The sequence below is a fragment of the Bacillus vallismortis genome (assembly GCF_004116955.1).
Lineage (GTDB): Bacteria > Bacillota > Bacilli > Bacillales > Bacillaceae > Bacillus > Bacillus vallismortis.
On the sequence record NZ_CP026362.1, the window covers coordinates 1,935,660 to 1,958,480 of the forward strand.

At 42.3% G+C, this 22,821-nt stretch carries 21 protein-coding genes and 1 pseudogene; 7 read left to right on the top strand and 15 right to left on the bottom strand.

Going from position 1 to position 22,821, the window contains the following annotated elements; all coding sequences use genetic code 11:
• Positions 1 to 8: 8 nt before the first annotated feature.
• Both coxB and cyoE read right to left on the bottom strand, forming a co-directional pair.
• Positions 9 to 1,079 carry a cytochrome c oxidase subunit II gene (gene coxB, locus BV11031_RS10515; RefSeq protein ID WP_010328418.1) on the bottom strand — a complete coding sequence of 357 codons (1,071 nt, stop codon included), beginning with the start codon at positions 1,077 to 1,079 and terminating at the stop codon, positions 9 to 11.
• Positions 1,080 to 1,310: 231 nt separating this feature from the next.
• A complete protein-coding gene (gene cyoE / locus BV11031_RS10520; RefSeq protein ID WP_010328419.1) occupies positions 1,311 to 2,228 on the bottom strand; it encodes a heme o synthase in 918 nt (305 codons plus the stop codon).
• 348 nt (positions 2,229 to 2,576) lie between these two features.
• On the opposite strand from cyoE, the gene ctaA reads away from it, so the two are divergent.
• Positions 2,577 to 3,494 (top strand): heme A synthase CtaA, encoded by a 918-nt coding sequence (gene ctaA, locus BV11031_RS10525; RefSeq protein ID WP_010328420.1) that lies wholly within the window; start codon positions 2,577 to 2,579, stop codon positions 3,492 to 3,494.
• A 40-nt stretch (positions 3,495 to 3,534) separates the two neighbouring features.
• Here ctaA and BV11031_RS10530 read toward each other — a convergent pair whose 3' ends face one another.
• The 5 genes from BV11031_RS10530 to glsA form a co-directional block, all read right to left on the bottom strand.
• Positions 3,535 to 3,834 carry an FAD-binding domain-containing protein gene (locus tag BV11031_RS10530; RefSeq protein ID WP_082246293.1) on the bottom strand — a complete coding sequence of 100 codons (300 nt, stop codon included), beginning with the start codon at positions 3,832 to 3,834 and terminating at the stop codon, positions 3,535 to 3,537.
• A 78-nt stretch (positions 3,835 to 3,912) separates the two neighbouring features.
• Positions 3,913 to 7,359, bottom strand: a complete 3,447-nt coding sequence (gene pyc, locus BV11031_RS10535) for a pyruvate carboxylase (protein ID WP_010328423.1) — start codon at positions 7,357 to 7,359, stop codon at positions 3,913 to 3,915.
• A gap of 74 nt (positions 7,360 to 7,433) precedes the next feature.
• Positions 7,434 to 8,645: an FtsW/RodA/SpoVE family cell cycle protein gene (locus BV11031_RS10540; protein WP_010328424.1), complete on the bottom strand. Its 1,212-nt coding sequence runs from the start codon at positions 8,643 to 8,645 to the stop codon at positions 7,434 to 7,436.
• A 203-nt stretch (positions 8,646 to 8,848) separates the two neighbouring features.
• Positions 8,849 to 9,130, bottom strand: a complete 282-nt coding sequence (locus BV11031_RS10545) for an Fpa/YlaN family protein (protein WP_003221339.1) — start codon at positions 9,128 to 9,130, stop codon at positions 8,849 to 8,851.
• A 97-nt stretch (positions 9,131 to 9,227) separates the two neighbouring features.
• Complete coding sequence (gene glsA / locus BV11031_RS10550) at positions 9,228 to 10,157, bottom strand: glutaminase A (RefSeq protein ID WP_010328425.1); 930 nt, start codon at positions 10,155 to 10,157, stop codon at positions 9,228 to 9,230.
• A 102-nt stretch (positions 10,158 to 10,259) separates the two neighbouring features.
• Between glsA and BV11031_RS10555 the strand changes: the two genes are divergently transcribed.
• Positions 10,260 to 10,745, top strand: coding sequence for a hypothetical protein (locus tag BV11031_RS10555; protein ID WP_010328426.1), 486 nt, complete (start codon positions 10,260 to 10,262; stop codon positions 10,743 to 10,745).
• Between the two features lie 2 nt (positions 10,746 to 10,747).
• On the opposite strand, the gene BV11031_RS10560 is transcribed toward BV11031_RS10555, so the two are convergent.
• A complete protein-coding gene (locus tag BV11031_RS10560; protein WP_010328427.1) occupies positions 10,748 to 12,076 on the bottom strand; it encodes a PhoH family protein in 1,329 nt (442 codons plus the stop codon).
• Between the two features lie 154 nt (positions 12,077 to 12,230).
• On the opposite strand from BV11031_RS10560, the gene BV11031_RS10565 reads away from it, so the two are divergent.
• Together BV11031_RS10565 and BV11031_RS10570 are read left to right on the top strand one after the other, a co-directional pair.
• The gene (locus BV11031_RS10565) at positions 12,231 to 12,848 is read left to right on the top strand and encodes a YhcN/YlaJ family sporulation lipoprotein (protein WP_010328428.1); all 618 of its coding nucleotides are present in this window, start codon (positions 12,231 to 12,233) and stop codon (positions 12,846 to 12,848) included.
• 95 nt (positions 12,849 to 12,943) lie between these two features.
• Entirely contained in the window at positions 12,944 to 13,153 is a 210-nt protein-coding gene (locus BV11031_RS10570; protein WP_082246294.1) for a YlaI family protein, read from the top strand.
• A gap of 155 nt (positions 13,154 to 13,308) precedes the next feature.
• Here the strand turns inward: BV11031_RS10570 and BV11031_RS10575 are convergent, their stop codons facing one another.
• From BV11031_RS10575 to typA, 3 genes are all read right to left on the bottom strand, one after another.
• On the bottom strand, positions 13,309 to 14,661 hold the full coding sequence (locus BV11031_RS10575) for an IS1182 family transposase (RefSeq protein WP_010328610.1): 1,353 nt from the start codon (positions 14,659 to 14,661) through the stop codon (positions 13,309 to 13,311).
• 124 nt (positions 14,662 to 14,785) lie between these two features.
• Positions 14,786 to 15,103, bottom strand: a complete 318-nt coding sequence (locus BV11031_RS10580) for a YlaH-like family protein (protein WP_003232274.1) — start codon at positions 15,101 to 15,103, stop codon at positions 14,786 to 14,788.
• Between the two features lie 56 nt (positions 15,104 to 15,159).
• Complete coding sequence (gene typA, locus BV11031_RS10585; RefSeq protein WP_010328432.1) at positions 15,160 to 16,998, bottom strand: translational GTPase TypA; 1,839 nt, start codon at positions 16,996 to 16,998, stop codon at positions 15,160 to 15,162.
• Positions 16,999 to 17,110: 112 nt separating this feature from the next.
• On the opposite strand from typA, the gene BV11031_RS10590 reads away from it, so the two are divergent.
• From BV11031_RS10590 to BV11031_RS10600, 3 genes and pseudogenes are all read left to right on the top strand, one after another.
• Complete coding sequence (locus BV11031_RS10590) at positions 17,111 to 17,299, top strand: YlaF family protein (protein WP_010328433.1); 189 nt, start codon at positions 17,111 to 17,113, stop codon at positions 17,297 to 17,299.
• Between the two features lie 273 nt (positions 17,300 to 17,572).
• Positions 17,573 to 18,184, top strand: coding sequence for a hypothetical protein (locus tag BV11031_RS10595; protein WP_010328434.1), 612 nt, complete (start codon positions 17,573 to 17,575; stop codon positions 18,182 to 18,184).
• Between the two features lie 77 nt (positions 18,185 to 18,261).
• A pseudogene (locus BV11031_RS10600) lies at positions 18,262 to 19,608 on the top strand (IS3 family transposase).
• A 56-nt stretch (positions 19,609 to 19,664) separates the two neighbouring features.
• On the opposite strand, the gene BV11031_RS10605 reads toward BV11031_RS10600, so the two are convergent.
• From BV11031_RS10605 to BV11031_RS10620, 4 genes are read right to left on the bottom strand one after another with little or no spacing between them, the layout of a single operon-like run.
• Positions 19,665 to 19,958 carry an anti-sigma factor family protein gene (locus tag BV11031_RS10605; protein WP_010328436.1) on the bottom strand — a complete coding sequence of 98 codons (294 nt, stop codon included), beginning with the start codon at positions 19,956 to 19,958 and terminating at the stop codon, positions 19,665 to 19,667.
• Entirely contained in the window at positions 19,955 to 20,476 is a 522-nt protein-coding gene (locus tag BV11031_RS10610) for a sigma-70 family RNA polymerase sigma factor (RefSeq protein WP_010328437.1), read from the bottom strand. Before BV11031_RS10610 ends, BV11031_RS10605 begins: the two co-directional genes overlap by 4 nt.
• A complete protein-coding gene (locus tag BV11031_RS10615) occupies positions 20,476 to 20,745 on the bottom strand; it encodes a hypothetical protein (RefSeq protein ID WP_010328438.1) in 270 nt (89 codons plus the stop codon). Before BV11031_RS10615 ends, BV11031_RS10610 begins: the two co-directional genes overlap by 1 nt.
• Positions 20,735 to 22,669 carry a hypothetical protein gene (locus BV11031_RS10620; RefSeq protein WP_121642508.1) on the bottom strand — a complete coding sequence of 645 codons (1,935 nt, stop codon included), beginning with the start codon at positions 22,667 to 22,669 and terminating at the stop codon, positions 20,735 to 20,737. Before BV11031_RS10620 ends, BV11031_RS10615 begins: the two co-directional genes overlap by 11 nt.
• Between the last annotated feature and the right edge of the window lie 152 nt (positions 22,670 to 22,821).

The following is a 22,821-nucleotide window of genomic DNA, read 5'->3' on the forward strand; positions in this document are numbered from 1 at the left end:
TTTCTTCCCTACTTGCTTTCCGTTTTTAAGCCTTTTAAGTATTCATAAAGCGCATCTGTTTCACTGTCTGAGAGCTTCGGATAAGTTCCTGTCATTTTGTTCCCCGGTTTTATGCTCTCAGGATCCTTGAGCCAAGCTTTCACATTTTCTTCGTTGGCGTCTTTCACCCCTGCCACTTTTGCCCTTTCACCGAAGGTCGCTAAGTTGGGAGCCGTTCTTGCTGCTTCTGCCCGCTTATCATTCGGCTCAACGGCATGGCAGCTCAGGCAGTTCTTCTCTTTAAACAGTTCTTCGCCCTGCTTAGCCAAATCACTCTCTGCTGTAGACTTATAGTTTTTCATTTCTTTTGTCCAGCCCTGAAATTCTTTTGCAGACATCGTTTTCACCTTAAAATCCATCAGCGCGTGTGAAGGGCCGCAAAGCTCTGCACACTTCCCAAAAAACATATCTCCTGCCTCTTTGCTTCTTTTTGAATCAAATGTCAGGAAAAACTTATTTTCGTTATCCGTATTCGTATCAAGTTTTCCTCCAACTGAAGGAATCCAGAAGGAATGTTTGACATCTGAGGCTTTTAAATTAAAATATACACGCTGGTCTGTCGGCACAATCAGCTCCTGGCTTGTGATAATGCCGTAATCAGGGTATTCAAACTCCCACCAGTATAAATTTGCCCGGACATTGACTACAAGCGCATCCTCAGCTTTGCGGCTTTTCTTATCCATTGGTGATGTATCCGCAAGCTCTAGCGTATATAGTACGACAGGGATCACAAGAATAATGAGCAGCAAAATCGGGATCACAGTCCATGTGATTTCTAAAAATTTGTTCCCCTCTACCTGTTTCGGTATCGTGTTCTCACCGACCCGTGATCTTCTGAATCTCACAATCACATAAAAGAAGATAACAGATACTACTGCAACAACAACCACCATAATCAATGTACTGAGCACCGTCAGGTCATACTGTTTATCAGCCACCTCGCCAGCAGGCTTGAGCGTGGATAAAAAAGGTTTTCCACATCCGCTTAATAGAAGCGGCACTAAGGCTAATAATGAAATAAGACGCCAATGCTTTACCATTTCACCCAACCCCTTTTCTGGTCAATACAAAGGCGGAGAGCAGACTCGCAATCCAGCCTATCACCAATAAAGCACTTACATTTCCTCTTCTCTTAAATTATGAGTTTTTTTACTCAAAATGCCATCTATGTATAAAAGTAAAGCCGCCTGATGAAGGAAAAGGTCAAGGCGGCATTTACTAGTTGTCATCGATTATTTTGAAGCGATAAAACAAACAATGTATCTATTTTTTTAGAAAAGAGTCAAGACAACCATGGCAACGAAATAGATTGTCATGTAATTAAGCGAGTAAATGAACATCTGCGTTGCCCACTTCATGATATTTTTGGTGCGGAGGCCCATCAAGCCTAGAATCAGCCAGCCGATATTTAACAGCAAGCCGAGGATGACAATCGGAAGGCCCAGACTTCCAAGGAAAAACGGAAGCGGCATCAGGCACGCAACCCACACAATTATTTGTCTTTTTGTCACTTCAAATCCGTATACGACAGGAAGCATCGGAATATTTGCAGCTCTGTAATCCTCAGTTTTCTTAATAGCCAATGCTAAGAAATGAGGAATCTGCCAAATAAATAAAATCATGAATAATACCCATGCGACGACACCGATATGCCCTTCCACTGCCGTCCATCCAATAAGCGGCGGGACTGCACCGGAAACACTTCCTACTACTGTGTTAATGGTATAGCGGCGTTTCGTCCACATTGTATATAATACAACATACGTAAAGACTCCGATAAAACCGATAACAGCAGCCATGACAGTTGTCATCAGCAGCATGATCAATCCTAAAGCAACCAGCAAAATTCCAGACCATAACGCTTGAATTGGCTGAATTTTACCCGTAACCGTCGGTCTTACTTTCGTGCGCTCCATAAGATGATCAATATCCCGGTCATACCAGTTATTGATCGCGCAGGAGCCCGCAATAATCAAAGATGACCCGATTAATGTAAGAAGAACGGTGTTTATATTGCCTAAAAAACTCAAACCGGAGATATGCAGCGCAAGCCACATTCCAGTAAAAGTCGTGATGAGATTGGAATTGACGATCCCTATTTTAATAAGGGACAGAAAATCTTTCCATGCCGTTGTTTCTTCAATTTGTCCGTCTATAGCTGTATCATTTATGATTCTGGAGTTAGCCATAACGTAAACCTCCCTTACAAACCTAACGCAGGACAATAAAAAGCCTGCAACTCTATCATACAAGATAACCTCTTGTAAAAAAACATCCTATTAAATATTAAACGACAAACAGGAATTTATTTGTGAACTTTTTATGAATTTTACCGAAGATAAAGGCAATCGCCAAATCCCCAGTCCGTTTACCTTATTTCTATCAGACCCGGCATGAATAATCAAGTGTACATTTTCCGGAAGCCGCCATTCTATTATATTTTTGTGAACAAAAGGCTCTAAGAATTGCCTCGAAACACATATTCGCTTACACTTGGAACGTATATAAAATTGCAGCATGTTAAGAAGGTGAATTGTATGAATAAAGCATTAAAAGGGCTCGGTGTTCTGACAACTTTTGTCATGCTCATTGTTTTAATCGGAGGAGCTCTCGTTACAAAAACAGGTTCCGGCCAAGGATGCGGCAGACAGTGGCCGCTGTGTCACGGCCGTTTTTTCCCTGAAATGAATCCTGCTTCAATTATTGAATGGAGCCACAGATTCGCAAGCGGGATCTCTATTATCCTTGTGTTAAGCCTTGCGTTTTGGTCATGGAGAAAAATCACGCCGATTTTCCGTGAAACAACGTTTCTCGCGATCATGTCTATTATCTTTTTATTTCTCCAGGCACTGCTTGGCGCATTGGCTGTCGTATTCGGTTCAAACGCGCTGATTATGGCGCTTCACTTTGGCATCTCATTAATATCTTTCGCTTCAGTGCTCATTTTGACGTTGCTCATATTTGAAGCTGACAAATCGGTCAGAAAACTGGTCAAACCGCTTAAAATCGGCAAAAGAATGCAATTTCACATGATAGGAATATTAGTATATTCCTATATCGTTGTGTATACAGGCGCATATGTAAGACATACAGAATCAAGTTTGGCATGCCCGGATGTGCCGTTATGCAGCCCGCTAAACAATGGGCTCCCGACTCAATTTCATGAATGGGTGCAAATGGGCCACAGAGCAGCAGCTTTGCTGTTGGTTGTATGGATTATTGTGGCCGCTGTTCATGCCATTACTTCCTATAAAGATCAAAAACAGATCTTTTGGGGCTGGATCTCATGTCTTATTTTTATTACATTACAGGCGCTGTCCGGCATTATGATCGTATACTCTGAAATGGCTCTGGGCTTTGCACTTGCCCACTCATTCTTTATTGCCTGCCTGTTTGGAGTTCTATGTTACTTCATATTATTGATTGCACGGTTCCGTTACGAATCTAAACAATGATAAAGATTTCAGGCCAAAGCTCCCAATGCTTTGGTCTTTTTTATGCCATGTTTTTTGCCGTTTCATATGGCTCAATGGCAAGCCTCCGCTGAACTTGATGATCAATGAGCGGCTTGGGGTAATCCTCGCCGATGATGCAGGATGAACTCGCTTGAATTAGAGGCGCCATTTCCCATGGCTCGTGAAGAAATTCATCCGGAATATGTTTCAATTCAGGAATGTACCTTCTAATAAACAGCCCATCCGGATCAAACCTCTTCGATTGGGTGACAGGATTAAATATCCTGAAGTACGGAACAGCATCAGTCCCGACAGAAGCTGGCGGCTGCCATCGGCCAATGTTAGATGCAGATTTGTTTCACTCCGCTTTTCATTTAAAAAACAAGAGTGTATATCAAATGATATACACTCTTGTTTTTTATGCTTTTTCAATTTCGAGAAGAAGATCTCCCGTTTGGATCGGCTCGCCATTTTTCACATGAACCTGCTTGATTGTTCCTGAGAAAGGCGCCTGAACCGTTGTTTCCATTTTCATCGCTTCATTGATCATCAAATGATCACCTTTATTGACTTTTGTACCTGCCTCAGTCAACACCTTAATAACCGTTCCAGGCATGGAGGCTGCGATGTGGCTTGGATTTGTCCGGTCCGCTTTCAGCTTTTCCTGAACGGAAGACTTAATGCTTTCATCTTTAATCACAACTTCACGCGGCTGCCCGTTCAGTTCAAAATAAACGACACGAGTGGCATCAGGCTGGGGCTCGCCGATTGAAATCAGCTTAACAATCAATGTTTTCCCGCGCTCAATTTCCACTTCTATTTCTTCACCCAATGTCATGCCATAGAAAAATGTCGGGGTATCTAATACCGAAATGTCTCCATAGTTTTCTGCTGTTTTCACATAATCAGAGAAGACTTTAGGATAAAGGGCATACGCAACAGCATCTTGATCTGAAATCTCCAAGTTATGCTGCTCTTTAAATTCTTGTTTGATTGCTTCAAAGGATACCGGCTCAAGTAATTCTCCTGGTCTGACCGTAATCGGCTCCTGTCCCTTTAAGATCAGCTTTTGGAGTTTTTCAGGGAATCCGCCATGAGGCTGGCCGATATTACCTTTGAATAACTCAACAACTGAATCAGGGAAATCCAATGATTCGCCTTTTTCGTAGACGTCCTTTTCAGTCAAGTTGTTTTGTACCATGTATAGCGCCATATCTCCGACTACTTTTGAGGAAGGCGTGACCTTCACGATATCGCCGAACATATCGTTGACGCGTCTGTACATTGCTTTGACTTCATTCCATCGGTCGCCTAGGCCTACTCCCTTCGCTTGCTGCTGCAGGTTGCTGTATTGGCCTCCAGGCATTTCGTGCTCATAAATTTCAGTATGCGGCGACTTCATTCCGCTTTCAAATTCGCTATAGTATTTACGTACTGATTCCCAATATTGGGATAGCGTTTCAACGTTTTGGACATCCATTTCCGGACGGCGGGCGTTGCCTTCCATCGCATGATAAAACCCGCTCGCGCTAGGCTGCGACGTTAAACCCGCCATTGAGCTGACCGCCACATCTATGATGTCAACGCCTGCTTCAACGGCTTTCGCATACATATAAATACCGTTTCCGCTCGTATCATGCGTATGCAGGTGAACCGGAATGTCGATCGTCTCTTTCAATGCAGTAACGAGTTCATATGCAGCCTGAGGTTTTAACAGCCCCGCCATATCTTTAATTCCGAGAATATGAGCTCCGGCAGTTTCAAGCTCCTTCGCCATCGACGTATAATAAGCAAGATCATATTTCGTACGGTTCTTATCAAGGATATCTCCCGTGTAACAAATCGCGGCTTCTGCCACTTTACCCGTATCACGAACCGCATCAATGGCTAATGTCATCCCTTTTACCCAATTTAAGCTATCGAATATACGGAACACATCAATACCGGATTGAGCGGATTGCCTCACAAATTCTTTAATCACATTGTCCGGATAATTCGTATAGCCGACTGCGTTTGATGAACGAAGCAGCATCTGGAATAAGGTATTCGGCACTTCCTTTCGAAGGTCCTCCAGACGCTTCCACGGATCTTCTTTCAGGAATCGGTAGGCTACATCGAAGGTCGCGCCTCCCCACATTTCCATGCTGAATAGCTCAGGCCATAAAGCAGCCGTCGGATTTGCGATTTTTTTCAAATCATGTGATCTGAATCTCGTCGCCAATAAAGATTGGTGTGCATCCCTGAATGTTGTATCAGTTAAAAGGACAGATTTCTGTTCCTTCACCCATTTTGCAAGACCTTCTGCACCTTTTTCATTAAGGATTTGCTTTGTTCCTCTTGCAGGCTCCAGTTCAGCGTCCGCTTTTACGTGTATTGGCTTGTCAAACGCCGGTTTTTCTTTTTTACCGATTCCGGGGAACCCGTTCACTGTCACATTACCGATATACGTGAGCATTTTCGTGCCGCGGTCTTTCTGTTTAGGGAAATTAAATAATTCAGGTGTTGTATCAATGAAGGACGTATCATATTGCCCTGTCAGGAATTTATCATGCTTTGCAACGTTCTCAAGGAACGGAATGTTTGTTTTAATGCCCCTGATTCTAAACTCCTGAAGGTTTCGGACCATTTTGGCCGCCGCCTGTTCAAATGTTAAAGCCCAAGTTGAAAGCTTAACGAGAAGTGAATCGTAATACGGCGTAATCACGGCGCCTTGGAAGCTGTTTCCGGTGTCAAGCCGGACACCAAAGCCGCCGCCAGAGCGGTAAGCCATAATTTTTCCTGTATCAGGCATGAAATCATTCTGCGGATCTTCAGTCGTTACCCGCGACTGAATTGCATAACCGATTGTAGAAATGTCCTTTTGCTGCGGGATATTTACTTTTTTGCTGTGAAGACTGTGCCCTTGGGCAACAAGAATCTGTGATTGTACAATATCGACACCGGTAATCATTTCCGTAATTGTATGTTCAACTTGTACGCGCGGATTTACTTCAATAAAATAGAACTCATTGTTCGCGACAAGGAACTCAACCGTACCTGCGTTTATGTAATCCACATTTTTAGCAAGCGCAACTGCCGCTTCACAAATTTGATCTCTCAATTCAGATGACAGCGAGACACTCGGCGCTACTTCGATTACTTTTTGATGGCGCCTTTGAACGGAACAATCCCTTTCAAAAAGATGAACCACGTTGCCCTGCTTGTCTCCAATGACTTGAACTTCAATATGTTTAGGGTTTTCAATTAGTTTCTCCACATATACTTCGTCATTGCCAAAGGCTGCTTTTGCCTCTGATTTTGCACGATTATATGCTTCTTTTACTTCACTTTCATTTCTGACAATTCTCATGCCGCGCCCGCCGCCGCCAAGAGAAGCTTTAATAATCATCGGATAACCGTGAGTTTGTCCGAATTGTTCGACGGCTTCAAGCGTTTCTGCAGGACCATCGCTTCCCGGAATTACAGGAATTCCGGCTTTTTCTGCCTGTTCACGCGCCTTCACCTTGTCACCAAACATATTTAAATGTTCAGAAGTAGGGCCGATGAACACGATGCCTTCTTCTTCACAGCGTTTGGCGAATTGTATATTCTCAGATAAGAAACCGTATCCCGGATGGATTGCATCCACTTTGTTTCTTTTCGCAATATCGATGATACCCTCAATATCCAGGTAAGCATCAATCGGTTTTTTCCCTTCGCCAACCAGGTACGCTTCATCTGCTTTATAACGATGATAGGAACCGGAATCTTCTTTTGAATAGACCGCAACTGTACGAATATTTAATTCTGTACAAGCCCGGAATATACGGATTGCAATTTCTCCCCTGTTTGCTACTAACACTTTTTGTATAGATTGCTGTGACAAACTTTTTTCCCCCTTACCCGAATGGAATATAATCTATCATAAAGGAATATCCTTCCCATGTACACAGTTGTTTTTTACAGATAAACAGTTTTTTTGAGCTGCTTTTTCTTCATTCCCTTTGATGCCACAGGCTCTTTCTTTCTCTTATTCTCTGAATATTTGATATACATGCTGATGTTGGCTAATATCCCCATACTTGCCAGCAGCAGCACTAAAGAAGACCCTCCGTAGCTGATAAACGGCAGCGTAACTCCTGTAATGGGAATTAATCCGCTGACACCGCCAAGGTTAATAAACGATTGGATGGCGATCATGCTTGAAATACCGATTGCTAGAAGACTTCCAAACGGGTCCTCGCATTTTCTGGCTATATAAAAACCTTTTATGACGATAAACCCCAACAGAATAATCACAAACAATACCCCAAAAATACCAAGTTCTTCGGCAATGACAGCCATGATAAAGTCAGTATGCGACTCAGGAAGATACCCGTATTTTTGAATGCTTTCACCAAGTCCCATACCGAAAATACCACCTGATCCGATTGCATAATAAGAATTAATCACTTGCAGACCTGATGAGTCCGCATATTTAAACGGATCTTCCAGGCTCTCAAAACGATCTAAACGCTTTTCTGTCAGGATCTTGTCCTTATTTAGATAAATAATCGGGCTGACCAGGAGCAAAACAATCCCACCCAGCAAAACAAGCCTTGCCAGAGTCTTTCCGCTGAAACCGGAACACAAAATCATGCATGCCGCAATTAATCCGATAATCGCCGCTGTACCTAAGTCAGGCTGCATCGCGATCAATCCGCATAGAATGATTGTCATCACGACCGGAGGCGCAACCCCAGTTAACAAATGATCAATATAGCTTTGTTTTTTGGCGTAAACAGCCGCAAGGTATAGTATGACCACTAGCTTGACAAATTCGCCCGGCTGCAAACTCAACCCGCCAATTTTAAACCAGCTTTGCGCGTTTCCTGCAACATGCCCGAATACGAACAGCGAGATGAGCGCAAAAACAGAAACAAGCAGCATTCCTTTCTGAAACTTTTGGTGAGCCAATGCCTTGTAAGGAAACAAAGCCATGAATATAAAAAGTGCGCCACCCGCAATTAAAGCAAACAGCTGCCGCATGAAGAAAAAATTACTGCTTACTCCATACCGAGAAACAGCCGTAATCATGCTAGAACTGTATACCATCACTAAACCGAATCCGCATAGTAAAACAATCGCGAATATCAGTGAGTAATCATAAGATTTGAGCATTTTTTTTAACATAACATCCTCTTCCCTGCTTCCAACTTCCATTATCTATGGTTTTTATGTATTTATCTTTTTTATTTTACTACAATTTATCAAACGAGATGAAGAATCTCTATACGATTCGGAAGAAATGTGTAAAAAGGCCTTCTCCAAGAAAATGAGTGATAATAAGCGGTTATAAAAAAACCCAAACCGTTAATAAGTTTGAGTTTTATCATTTATTTACCTGTAAACGCGTCATGCAATGCAGACAATTCGCGCTCCAATGTGTATAAAAGGTCTTTACCGTCTTTTTCATCAACCAATCCCAGGCGGACAGCAAAATCGATTTCCCTCGAAAGCCCGAACATTTGAGTATCTAATACCTCTTCATATAAAGGACATTGAGGCATCGTTAAGTTATCCATTTGTACTCGGATCAGCTTCAAAATCTTCTCAGCGTCAACTTTTAAGAGTTCAAAAGCTTTTTGCCGATGGTCAACTATCATCTCTGAAGCCAAAAGTATCCCTCCGTTCCCCAGGCGAGTACCTAATTCTTCTATTTATCATAAAGGGTATCAGCAGAAAATGCAAGAGGATTTAAGCAGATGACATAAATTAAAAAATACTCAGTCTGTACATTTCAGACATGATTTCCAAAAGCTTCACACCCGCAATGCTGTTCCCTTTTTCGTCCAACGCCGGGCCGAAAATACCAATCCCGAAATCGTAAGGTGAAATACCCATAATCCCGCCGGATACGCCGCTTTTTGCAGGAATTCCGACCTTAATTGCAAATTCCCCGCTAGCATTATACATTCCGCACGTGACCATAAACGTTTTGCAAATTCTCGCAACATCTTTTGAGATAACCTGCTCTCCAGTCTCAGGATGTCTGCCGTTCAGCGCAAATACAGATCCGATTTTCGCCAAGTCCAAACTGTTCATTTCAATCGCACATTGCTTCGTATATAAATCCATTACCGCTTCTACATCATCTTCAAAAATACCGTACTGTTTCATATAATAACACATTGCCCGATTAATCATCGACGTGCTGTATTCGGATTCAGCCACTTCCCGGCAGTATGTAATCTGTTGGTTGTTTGTCAGCCTTCTGATAAACGTAAGTAAATAATCAAGTCTCTCTTTTACGGTTTTCCCTTTTATCAAGCTGGTCACTACCAATGCCCCGGCATTGATCATAGGGTTTAACGGCTTGCTCGGATTCACTGTTTCCAGCTTGATAATTGAATTAAACGGATCGCCGGTCGGCTCCTGTCCGACATAACTGAAAACCTTATCCTTGCCGTATTCCATTAACACCAAAGCAAGTGAGAGCACCTTCGATATACTTTGAAGCGTAAATGTTTTTTCCACGTCACCCGCTGACAGACAAGTATGATTGGAATAATAAATCGCCACTGACAGATCGTGTTGATTAGCTTTTGCCAAGGCGGGAATATAACTTGCCACCTCTCCCTTGTCCGTCACTTTTTTTGCCTCTTTCACTAAGGTTTCAAGCTCATCATTATGCCGGCATACCATGCAATCACCCTCGCTCCCTGAGCATGTCAATACACATAATTTGTACACAAAGTGACAATTCATGCGAAAACTTTTATAATTTTGGGAGAAGGGGGTTATATCATGAGTGTTATACAAGTAAAAGGCAATGTTACATATCCGATCACCATTGATCCGAGCGTGTGGATTTTTGATGATCGCAAATTTTTGTTTGACAGCAAAGGGGACAGCCAAGACATACATTTACAATCAGCCGGGGATGAATCAGACCTTGATCCTGAACGCGTCATCAGAGAGGGCCGGATTACGCCGCCTACATTGCAGACGGAAAAACAATACGAGAAGCAAAAACTAATGAACGGCAGTTTTGCCATGAAGCTTGGGACTGTGCTGAAAAATGCTGAGCCTCTCAGCTCCGCGACAGAATGCGTATTTGTCACAAGTTCTGGAAAGACCGCCGTCCCTCTGGAAACCGCACTGAACAGCATTGTCCATTTCAGTGAGGCAGGCAAGCCGATTCAAGAAGGCGGCCCAGTTCATATTTATTTTGAAGATCCAGTTGATCACGATCAGCCGATTACCGATATAAAAGAAATTGAAATCATGTAAGCTTACAGCAAGTCAGCGGCAAGCTGGGCGAGACCTGATCTCTCGCCTTTCAACAGCTTCACGCTGCCTGAGATGGGTTGTCCTTTAAATCGTTCAACTACGTAGGCTAAACCATTGTTCAGACTGTCTAAATATGGGTGATCAATTTGTTCTGGATCGCCCATTAAGACAATTTTGCTCCCCTCACCGACTCTCGTCAGCAGCGTTTTTACCTCATGCCTGGTCAAATTTTGCGCCTCATCAATAATAATAAATTGGTCCGGAATGCTTCTCCCTCTGATATAAGTCAGCGCCTCCACCTGTATTGAGCCAATACCCGCCAAAATAGCCTCGAGCTCCCCCGGTTTTTTCGCATTAAACAGAAACTCCAAGTTGTCAAAAATCGGCTGCATCCAAGGCTTTAGCTTTTCCTCTTTTTCGCCGGGCAAGTAGCCAATATCCTTGCCAACAGGAACAATCGGCCTCGCGACGACCAGCTTTTTATATATTCCCAAGTCTTCTGTCTGTAACAGTCCCGCAGCCAATGCTAAAAGTGTTTTGCCGGTGCCTGCTTTTCCGATTAAGGTGACAAGCGGAATATCTTCACGCAGCAAAAGCTCTAGTGCCATTGTCTGCTGTACATTTTTCGGCCTGATTCCCCATACATGTTCATCATCAAAAACAAGCCTTTTTAAGACCGTCCCTGTTTTATCCGCCATCCCTACAGCTGAAGAAGATCCTCCCAGCTCATCTTTCATTAATGCGAATTGATTCGGGTAAAATGTGTGCTGTTTCATTTCGTTTACTGAAATTTGATTTTTCCCATAAAAAGAGCTGAACAGCTGCTGGCTAATATATAAATCCTTGTAGCCACTGTACATTTCGTCATTGTCCACAACCCTGTCATTTAAGAAATCTTCAGCATGCAGCCCGATTGCGTCCGCTTTCACTCTGACCAATACATCCTTGCTGACGAGGATAACCGGCCTTCCAGCTTCTTTCGTCTCTTCCTCGAGGCTTAAGTTTTTCGCTACAGCCAATATACGATTATCATTCGTTTTTTCAATAAAGATTTCTTGCAGCTGGTGAAACGAACGATGATTCAGTTCAATTCTCAGTGTGCCGCCGGTGTCGAGCGGAACGTGCTCATGCAGCCTTCCCTTTTGCCTTAAAGCATCGATCAGCTTAGATACGTGCCTTGCATTCCTCCCAACTTCGTCCATATACCGTTTTTTTGAATCAACCTCTTCTAACACAACAGCAGGGATGACAACCTCATTTTCTTCAAAAGAAAATATCGCGTTAGGATCCTGTAATAACACATTCGTATCTAACACATAAATTTTACTCAAGTCTCAGCCTCCTGATATAAGGGTCAAAGTTCTTCCTGCTTCTCTTACGATGAAAAAGGTGATTGCCTGCTAAAATATATGTTTTTGTGAATAAAGATAGAAGGTTAATTCAACAATAAAATTAATGAATGCATTTCAAGGAGGGAACCCGCAAGTGCGAATTCTTTTCATTATGATACAGCTGACGCTTATCCTGTCCGCATGTGCCTATCAACAAGGAAACCAGGATCAAAATGTTGAAAAAGAATCAACAAGGCAGCAGGAAACCAAACCGATTCACGTAAAGGACACAACTCAGGAGACAAAAGACAATGGGACAAGAACGGACATTGCCAAGCATCTTGTCAGCGTTGCTGAAAAAATCCCCGATGTTAAGGATGCAACAGCCGTTGTGCTGGGGGGCTATGCCGTTGTAGGCATTGATGTCGATGATAATTTGGACAGAAGCAAAGTGGAAACCATTAAATACTCTGTGGCACAAGCTCTAAAAAATGATCGACATGGTGCCAACGCAGTGGTTATTGCTGACCCGGATACGGTCAGCCGCCTAAATGAAATGAGCAGAGAAATCAGTGAAGGCCGGCCGGTGACAGGCATATTAGATGAATTGGCTGCAATAGTCGGCCGAGTGCTTCCGGAAGTGCCAAACGATGTGATTGACGATGAAGATGAGCCGCAAACAAAGCAGCAAAATGACCAATTAAACAGAAAGCAGCAGCAGGAATTGGAACAGGAGCAAAATGATCAATCTGATCACCATATGAAAAAATAATGATGATGATTAAGCTATAGCCTTGTGCTTTAGCTTTTTCTTATTTTGGACAGTTTCTGATCCATGCTATAATACATGTTAGTGAAAGAGGTGATATGATGAGGGTCAAATGTTCTATTTGCGATAAAATTGAAACAATTGATGATGATACCCTGATCGCGAAACGGCTTCGAAACCGCCCAATCCATACATATATGTGCCAGGAATGCCACGATCGGATTAGCCAAAAAACAGAAGAACGGCTGAAAACGGGAAAATTCACTTTTCATCCAGGACAGCAGAAGAAAGAAAAAATCAAAAAATAAAGCGGCAGCTTTACCATACAGAACAAAAAAGACTCAGCTTCTCAGCTGAGTCAGCTTGTAGAGAAAACGACGTTTTTTCTACAAGCTTTTTTGTTTTTTGCTGTTTCCTTAGTTATTCAGCGGATTTCAAAAACTCAAAAAGAGCTCCCACATACCTAGCCCTGCTTGGCTAGGTATGTGGCAATCTTCTTCATGTTCTGGCATGCGGCTGTGAGGAGAACTTGTTCACTCACATTCCGTTTTCCCCTCAACCTGCAATAGCGAAGCCCATGCAGCTGTTTTGAATCTGCAAAGCTTCGCTCTATTTTTTCTTTTCTTTTTTTATAGAGGGTTTTTCCTGAAACAGATAAACGATTTTGTCTGACCTTTTCTTTATGGTCCTCCCATACATGCCGGGTGATGATCTTCTGGCGGTTCTTTGATCTTGTGCATTGCGCAAGCAATGGGCATGCGGAACAGGTTTCAGGATTTGATTTATATGACCTGTAGCCTTTTCGGTCAGTTGTTGAGTATGTAAGTACCTGCTGGTTCGGGCAAATGTAACTGTCTTGTTCACTGTCATAATGAAACTTCCATTTTGGAAACAAGCCTCTAGTAGGGTGATATCGTCTATGGGCAATAACGCCAAAAATATGGCGGTCGGCTAACCCTTTACAGATCGGAGTCGTTAAATAACCAGAATCAAGAGCGACGGCTTCTACTTCAAAATGAAATCGTGCAATTTGGTGATCTAATCGGTCAAGATAAGGCACAGAATCATGGACATTTCCAGGCGTAACATAGGCGTCGGTGATAATGTTATGTTTCATATCCGTTGTTCGGTGATCTAAGTAAAAGAAACCCTCCGGTTTGTTTTCACGATACATATATCCACTTTCCGGATCAGTGGTACTGTGGCGGATCTCTTTTTCAGCTTTCACCTCCTCTTTGGCCGGTAATGGCTTTTTTCCGTGCTCCTCCCGATCTTCTTGAATGGCTTCATTTAAATCTTTGATATAGTTTTGTGTATCCTGTTCAATCGTTTTTCTTGTGTATTTGTGCTTGTTGGCATTGGCTTTCAGATGAGTTGAATCGGTGAATAGGACACGTCCACCCACCATGTCATGATTGATGGCCTGAAGAACGATCTCATCAAAAATGTCTTGGAAAATCGTTGTATCTTTAAAGCGTGTGCGTCTGTTCCAGCTGATGGTGGAGTGGTGCGGAACTGGGTCATTGATATTCAGGCCCAAAAACCATCTGTACGCCATATTGTAGTAAATTTCTTTTTCAAGCTGTCTTTCTGAACGGATACCGTAGAGGTAGCCGATAAACATCATTTTGAATAAAATCAGCGGGTCGAGTGAGGGGCGGCCTTTGTTTTCGCTGTAGTAAGGCTTAACCTTTTCAATGATAAAAGAGAAGTCTATGTGTTTATCAATTTTTCGAAGCAAATGATCCTCTTCGACGAGTTGGTCAAGCAGAACAAATTCGGCTGCGTTTTGAGAAGAATTTCTTGTGTAGAACATGAGAAAGACACCGTCCTTTTTAGTCTTTCTTTTATTTTATTACAGAAGAATGGATATTTTAAGGAAAAATAAAGGCTGTCGAGATTTTCTCGACAGCCTGACTCAGCTTCTCAGCTGAGTCTTTTTATGATTTTGCAGACTGTCCCTTTTTCGACTGATATAGCCGAATTTTGTAAATGATTAAAATCAGCGCAGCGACGACCAATCCCTCTGCCACGGGTAAAAACACACCTAAAAAGGTCAAAACTGTGCAGCCTAAAGCCAGAAAGACATACACCACTGCTGATTTTAATACCGGAAGCCGTTTAGCAAATCCAAGCTTAAATACAATAACAGCCAACACAAAAATCGTCCCGTATAAAAGCCACATGCCTGCCGCAGGCTGCCGGTCTACTTGATATAGAGCAGCAAAGAACGACAGGCGTTCACTTACGTCATTCAAAAAGATTCCCTCCCCTGTAAACGTACGGGTTCTATCTTTTCAAATTCTGCAAGAGATTAAGACAATCCTGCTGTTTTTTTCTTTTTAGCCGCTTTTTCACGTTCGTTTTTATTGAGGATTTTCTTTCTTAAACGGATGGATTCAGGCGTTACTTCACAGTATTCATCTTCGTTTAAGTACTCTAGAGATTCCTCAAGAGACATGATGCGCGCTTTTTTAATTGTTGTTGTCTGATCCTTTGTCGCGGAGCGGACGTTCGTCTGCTGTTTCATTTTGCTGACGTTAACAACAAGATCGTTGTCACGGTTATGCTCTCCAACAATCATTCCTTCGTATACTTCAGTACCCGGTTCAACGAAGATGACACCGCGGTCTTCAATCCCTTGAATACCATAAGATGTCGCTTTTCCGTTTTCCATTGATACAAGCACACCTTGACGGCGGCCGCCGACTTGGCCCGCCTGCATCGGCTGGTAGCTGTCAAACGTATGGTTGAGAATACCAAAGCCGCGTGTTAATGATAAGAACTCTGTGGAGTATCCGATCAGTCCGCGGGAAGGAACTGTAAAGATAAGACGGACTTGGCCGTTACCATTGTTGATCATGTCAATCATTTCGCCTTTGCGGGCACCCATTGACTCCATGACAGAGCCTGTATGCTCTTCAGGAACATCAATTTGCACACGCTCAACAGGCTCACAGCGTACGCCGTCGATTTCTTTGATGATAACTTCAGGTTTTGAAACTTGAAGCTCATAACCTTCACGGCGCATATTTTCAATTAAAATTGACAAGTGAAGCTCACCGCGCCCGGAAACAACCCAAGCATCTGGAGAAGCTGTCGGCTCAACACGCAAACTCACATCCGTCTGAAGCTGTGAATGAAGACGTTCTTCAATTTTGCGGGCTGTTACATATTTACCTTCACGGCCTGCGAACGGGCTGTTATTCACGACAAATGTCATTTGAAGTGTCGGTTCATCAATGCGAAGCACTGGAAGCGGATCTTGATGGTCTACAGGGCAGACCGTTTCACCTACGTTAATATCTTCCATACCGGAAACCGCAACGAGGTCTCCCGCTTTTGCTTCTTCAATTTCCACCCGCTTTAAGCCTTGAAAACCGAAAATCTTTGTTACACGGAATGATTTAGCCGTTCCGTCAAGCTTCATAAGAGAAACCTGCTGACCGACTTTCATCGTACCGCGGAATACGCGTCCGATTCCGATACGGCCTACATAGTCGTTGTAGTCAAGAAGGGCAACTTGGAATTGAAGCGGCTCCTCTGCATTTTCAACAGGTGCCGGAACATGCTTAATAATGGTTTCATATAAAGATTCCATGTTTTCATCCTGCTGTTTCGGATCAAGACTCGCTGTACCATTAATTGCTGAAGCATATACCACTGGGAATTCAAGCTGCTCTTCATTGGCATCAAGCTCAATGAACAAATCAAGAACCTCATCGATCACTTCCTCAGGACGAGCAAAGTCACGGTCAATTTTGTTGACAACAACAACCGGGTTCAGGTTTTGCTCAAGGGCTTTTTTCAGAACAAAACGAGTTTGAGGCATACAGCCTTCATATGCGTCAACGACAAGAAGTACGCCGTCAACCATTTTCATAATCCGTTCTACCTCTCCCCCAAAGTCTGCGTGTCCAGGGGTATCCAAAATATTGATGCGTGTATCTTTATAGTTAATCGCCGTATTTTTCGCCAAAATTGTAATGCCGCGTTCGCGTTCAAGATCATTAGAGTCCATTGCGCGTTCAGCAACCTGTTCGTTGGCACGGAACGTACCAGCTTGATGTAAAAGCTGATCGACTAGAGTCGTTTTTCCATGGTCAACGTGGGCAATAATCGCGATGTTGCGAAGATCGTTTCGAAGTTTCACTTTTTCATCTCCTAAAAAAATTAGATAACTTTCATATTATACCACACTTCCTCTTTAAAAGCGTCACGTTTTTCAGTAAACTTACTATAAGACGTAAAAGGGGATGGAAAATATGAAAAAAACGAATTGGCTTTTCCTATTATTTGCATTTGCAGCGGTTTTCAGCATAATGCTGATCGGCGTCTTTATCGCTGAAAAAAGCGCCATAGGCATTGCAGGGAGCATTGTACTCGTTTGCGCCGTTATGGGCGGCGGATTTACATTAAAAAAGAAAATGCGCGAGCAGGGCTTGCTTGATTAAAAGCTTTGCCCGGCCGGAAACATTATAATCAAAAAACACCGCAAAGATAGCGGTGTTTTTCATTTCACCAAGACTTATCTCCCCTGTTTCTTAGCCGGGAAGATGCAAAACGGCATTTCATACATCGCCAATCGTCTTAAAATGACACATGTCACCAGCAAAAAGTAGTTCGGCAATGATATACATAACATATCTTAGAGCCTATTTTTAAGACACCAGTATATCCCTATAATGGAATTTGTATCACAATTCATAAAAGGGAGAGAAAAAAACATGAAGAAAATATTTGTAAAAAAAGCGATGCTAACGACTGCCGCACTAACCTCAGCTGCTCTATTCACGTTCGGCCCTGATGCAGCCAGCGCAAAAACTCTGGCTGATAACACGACTGTCCATGTTCAGCATGAGACAATCACAAACGAAGATCTCAATGCATTCATCGATATATTAAATCAAAGTATATACGAACAAGACGGTGTGTATTATTTTGACAGCGAAAAAGCTGTTGAGTTAGGAATGACAAATGAAGAGGCTCAAATAATCGCAACATTATGGGAGTCGACATCAGAATTTTTCAGCGTCGTTGCAAAATGTCTGTATGTCGAGGACGGAAATTACAAATTTGATACAGAAAAAGCAGTTGAACTTGGCTTCACAGAAAACGAAGCACTCGCTCTTGAACAATTGTTCTCCGCTGCTTCCCTAAAGATTCACATTCTTCAAGCAGCCATTGTATTACAAGACGGTGTATACAGCTATGATAAAGAGGCAGCGGTACAAGCAGGGGCGTCACCTTCGCAAGCTGACGTGTATGAAAAATTCTTCAGTGCTCTGTCACAAGAACAGCTTGCTGCAATCTACGACATGATTCATCCTCAAGCTTAATCTAAAAAAGCGCTTGCCGACATTGAAGTGCACCCCAAATTTTAGACACAGTCTAAAATTTGGAGGTGCTTTTTCTTTTGGCTAAATTTAAAAACGAAGAAAAAATCAATGCGGTCTTACGCTATATAAACGGCAACGAGAGTTTGCTTGGGATCGCAAATCATATTGGAGTGCTAAAAGGGTACTCCAATATTGGGTGAGAAAATATCAATATCACGGTGAAAAAGCGTTCTTAAAGTCATATACAAATTATCCAGTCCAATATAAACTAGACGTACTTGACTATATGAATGAACATGGGACGTCTATCTTAGAAACAGCTGCGATATTTAATTTGCCTTCTGACTCAACGCTTTGGAACTGGCAGCACGTAGTACAAACACAAGGAGCAGACGCCCTCAAAACAAAGAAAAAGGGGCGTCCGTCCATGAAAAAGAAAACAGGAAAGCAAGCACCAGCTATAGGATCAATAGAAGCATTACAGGCGGAAAACGAACGGTTGCGTATGGAGAATGAGTATTTAAAATAGTTGAATGCCTTAGTTCAAAACAAGGAACAATCACCAAACAAGACAAAGCGCAAGTAGTCTATGATTTAAGGCATAAGTATCCAGTGAAAGCACTTCTCAGGCTCGCAGGTATCCCACGCAGCACCTACTATTACTGCGTAAAGCATTTTGATCGCCCTGATCGAGATGCCGACATAAAAAAGATGGTTCAGCTTATTTTTAAAGAACATCAAGGCCGGTATGGATACCGCCGTATTCGTGATGAACTAAAGAATCGGGGACGAAAGGTCAATCACAAGAGGTGCAGCGCATCATGAAAGCCCTCGGACTAAAATGTATGATTCGAAAGAAGAAATATCGTTCATATAAAGGAACAATCGGCAAAGTGGCGCCTAACATTCTAGCGCGCAACTTTAAAGCTGAAAAGCCAAATGAAAAATGGGTCACGGACATGACGGAGTTCAAATTATTTGGGCAGAAGCTGTACGTATCGCCCGTATTAGATCTGTTTAATGGTGAGATCATTACCTATACGATTGGTTTAAGGCCTGTTTATTCTCTTGTTTCGGTGATGCTTGATCAGGCATTCAAGCATTTGAAAGATGGGGACAAGCCCATTATGCATTCCGACCAAGGCTGGCATTACCAAATGAAGCATTATAGGCAAGCCTTAAAAGAACGCGGGATTACACAAAGCATGTCCCGAAAAGGCAACTGTTACGATAACGCAGTGATCGAGAATTTCTTCGGCATCCTAAAGTCTGAATTTCTGTACCTAAAAGAATTTGAAAGTATCGAACACTTAAAGCAAGAACTTGAACGATATATTGACTACTACAATCAAAAACGAATAAAGGCAAAACTAAAAGGCATGAGTCCGGTACAATACCGAACTCATGCCTCAAAAACTGCCTAATGAAAACCCGTGTCTAACTTTAGGGGGTCACTTCAGTATCGGACAAGCGCTTTTCTTTATATCAGCAGTTTGATGATCAGCATCACGGCAACCGCCGCTCCAAACCAGCAAGCAGCTTTAACGATCAGCAAACCGTAGTACCTCTGTTTAAACCGCAATTCTTCTTCCGGCAGAAAAGCCTCCTCAACGGCTTGTCCACCTTCCCATTCAAAAGGCTCAGCCATCATCTCATACATTTCTCTGCATTTGCTGCATGTCTTTAAATGCTCTTCAATGACGTGTTCCGTTTCACATTTACAATCACCTTCAAGATACAGAGGGAGCAGGTCTCTTACTAGAAAGCAGGTCATATCCGCTCCTCCTCTCTTCTTTTCGTTATGTTTTTCTTTAGCTCTAATCTCGCCCGGTGCAGTGTGGTTTTCACCTTTGAAAGGCTCCATCCCAATATCTCAGCGATTTCTTCATAAGAAAGCTCTTGAAATTCTCTTAAAATCAGAACGGATTGATACTGATCTTTTAACTGCAGAAGCTCCTGCCTTAGGGTCTCACTTTCTACAGTCCGTGACAGATACTGTTCAGGCTGCTCATAAGTGGCTTGCGTTAATCCTTCATTCTTGCTGATATCAGTAAATTGGTATTTGACATCCCTGCGGTACCAATTGACAAAAGTGTGATGGGCAATGGTGTAAAGCCACGTTCTAATGGAAGAATGTCCCCTGAACGAAGTCAGGCCGTTAAGAGCCTTCACAAACGTGTCCTGCGCTAAGTCCTTGGCTGTTTCGAGATGATGAGTTCTTCTGAATAAGTAATTTAAAATTTCTTGGTAATACTGTCGATACAAGTCCTCAATAGAATCCCTGTGCTTCATTAAAAATAAAACCACACCGTCATCCAAATGGCCATTAAAATGAAACAGGCATACATGGCAGTCAAGTATACTTTCATATGTCTGATTTGGCTCTCTTCTTCAGCATCCGGGCTTCTCTCTGAACAAGATTCACTCTTTAAGCCCTCTACATTCTTTTGAAATAACGGCTCTTGCTGTTTCATCCATTTCATTGATTCATCCTCTAGCTCTCCTTCTTTATATAGATCATATAAATCTAAAAATACAGACGCTTTTTCTTTATGATTCATAAAGACTTTTCACCTCTTGTGTGTCTCCATCCACCACATAAGCATCATGGCGGTTTGAGCCAAACGGCTGAATAATGATCAGCCATGCATAATGGCGTTCATTTCCACTTCGAACGATGATCGGACGCATGCGTTTTTTGTAAATGACATCCGGATATTCCGAAGCTACTTTTTCATAAGCCAATTTGCCATTACGATACGTATACGGAAATGTCTTATCTGATGTATCACTGTAAGCATAAACGTGTAACAGTCCCTGATCTTCAAAAAACTCGTACATGTTAGATGAATCATGATACACTACCCCATCACTCTGCCTGCTTTTTTTCATTTCTGATACATCAGCATCGAAGACCGATAATATCTGCCGCTGCAGCTGGTTGTTTTTCAGTGAAATATTCTTTTTCATTGGAAGCGAAAGACTATGTAAGCAACCGGATTCACTCTCGAATTCCAAAACAATTCCATCCCTAGTTTCAACGCGCACCAAGTTACCAAGCATGCTGTCGATTTCAATATCTGCGATTTGATAAGTCTCTTTCGGTATTTTTAAATCTGTAAACATTTCATTCACTTTATCATGTATGTCCTGTTCTGTGATATGAACATGCTGAAGAGAATCAAGCTGATAAATCGAAGGGTCTTCGCTAAAGCCCATTAAGGTTTCCTTTTCCCAATAAAATACAGCTCCATCATCATGATCTTTTTTATGAAATTGATTTTTCAGGAATATACGAACGGCTGTCTGGCCGTCTTCCTTAGATACCGTTGTTTCGATATGATCCTTATTTAACACACGTCCGTGCTGCTCAAGGAAAGCAATGGACTTCCGTACGTACTCCTGATCAATCAGCGTTTTCCCATGCGGTTTTTTCAAATACTGATAATTACGTATCAGCTGGGATACTTCATCGACATCTGCCTCATAATTCATGCTTTTAAATGAGTAGAAATAATGCACATCCATGTTTGTACCGCGCAAATACAATGTCTCATCCGCAGGAAAAAACGACTTTAGAATCTGTTCCGCTTTTTCAGATGAAATGTGCTCTCCTACAAAATTGAATGAGTCATGAACATTTGCTGGCTTTGATACCGCGAAAGCAGCCGTTCCTACGTTATAGATCGGATTTAAGAGCAAGATAAAAAACACAATGACAGCCATCGTCAGCCACTTATTCACACGCACATAAACTTTGCCTGACTTTTGAAACAGATGATAGCTCATCAAAAATCCCGCCATTGTCAAATAAATCGAGTATGGCATCACTGCAGCATAATCAATGAAGGTATGCCCAGAAAATGGGACAAGCAGCAAGACGAGCAATCCGATAATCAGCGTATAAAATAAACCTAGTAAAAACTTATTTGTTCTCCAATACAGCTTGAAAAACAATAGATTCAATACAATAGGAAGAATAATGATGAAAAACAGAAACCCGAATACAATCAGCTCGACCCCATCCGGGTATTCCTTCCAATACGAAAAGAAACTGAATATCATTTGTACGATCGGCAAACTGACAACGGCAAGATCGAACGTATAAAACATGCCTTTTCCACCATGATTACAAGGCATCAGCATATAGTGAAAAGCCGTCAGCAGCACATACCCGTATAACAAAAAATGCACCAGCGGCAGCAGTTCATTGCCGTCCTCTCTTAAGTAAGCGCTGGTAAAGTTTGTAGCCTGTACCTGATGAATGAGTTCAACAGACACCCCGGCCAGCAACACAATCCGTAATAAGACACCTGCCAAAAACATCGTGCTGTACCGGTTTATTTTGGGGTGATGCACCACTAGATATATGCACGCCAGAACAACAATTGACCATTGGATCAGCAAGGTGCTTTGTCTGCTTAATATAAAATAACGTTCAAAATGCAATACATAATGACTGAATACATCCAACACGAACAACAATCCTTTACTTCTTATTAAGGCCTCACTCGGTTAGACAGCCGGCTTATCAAAAAGTTTCAAGAAGAAACAAAAATATCTCATCTTCCTCTTGATATGTAAAAACATAACTCTAGCAATGAGCCATCACATGACACTCGACTCATCTTGATATT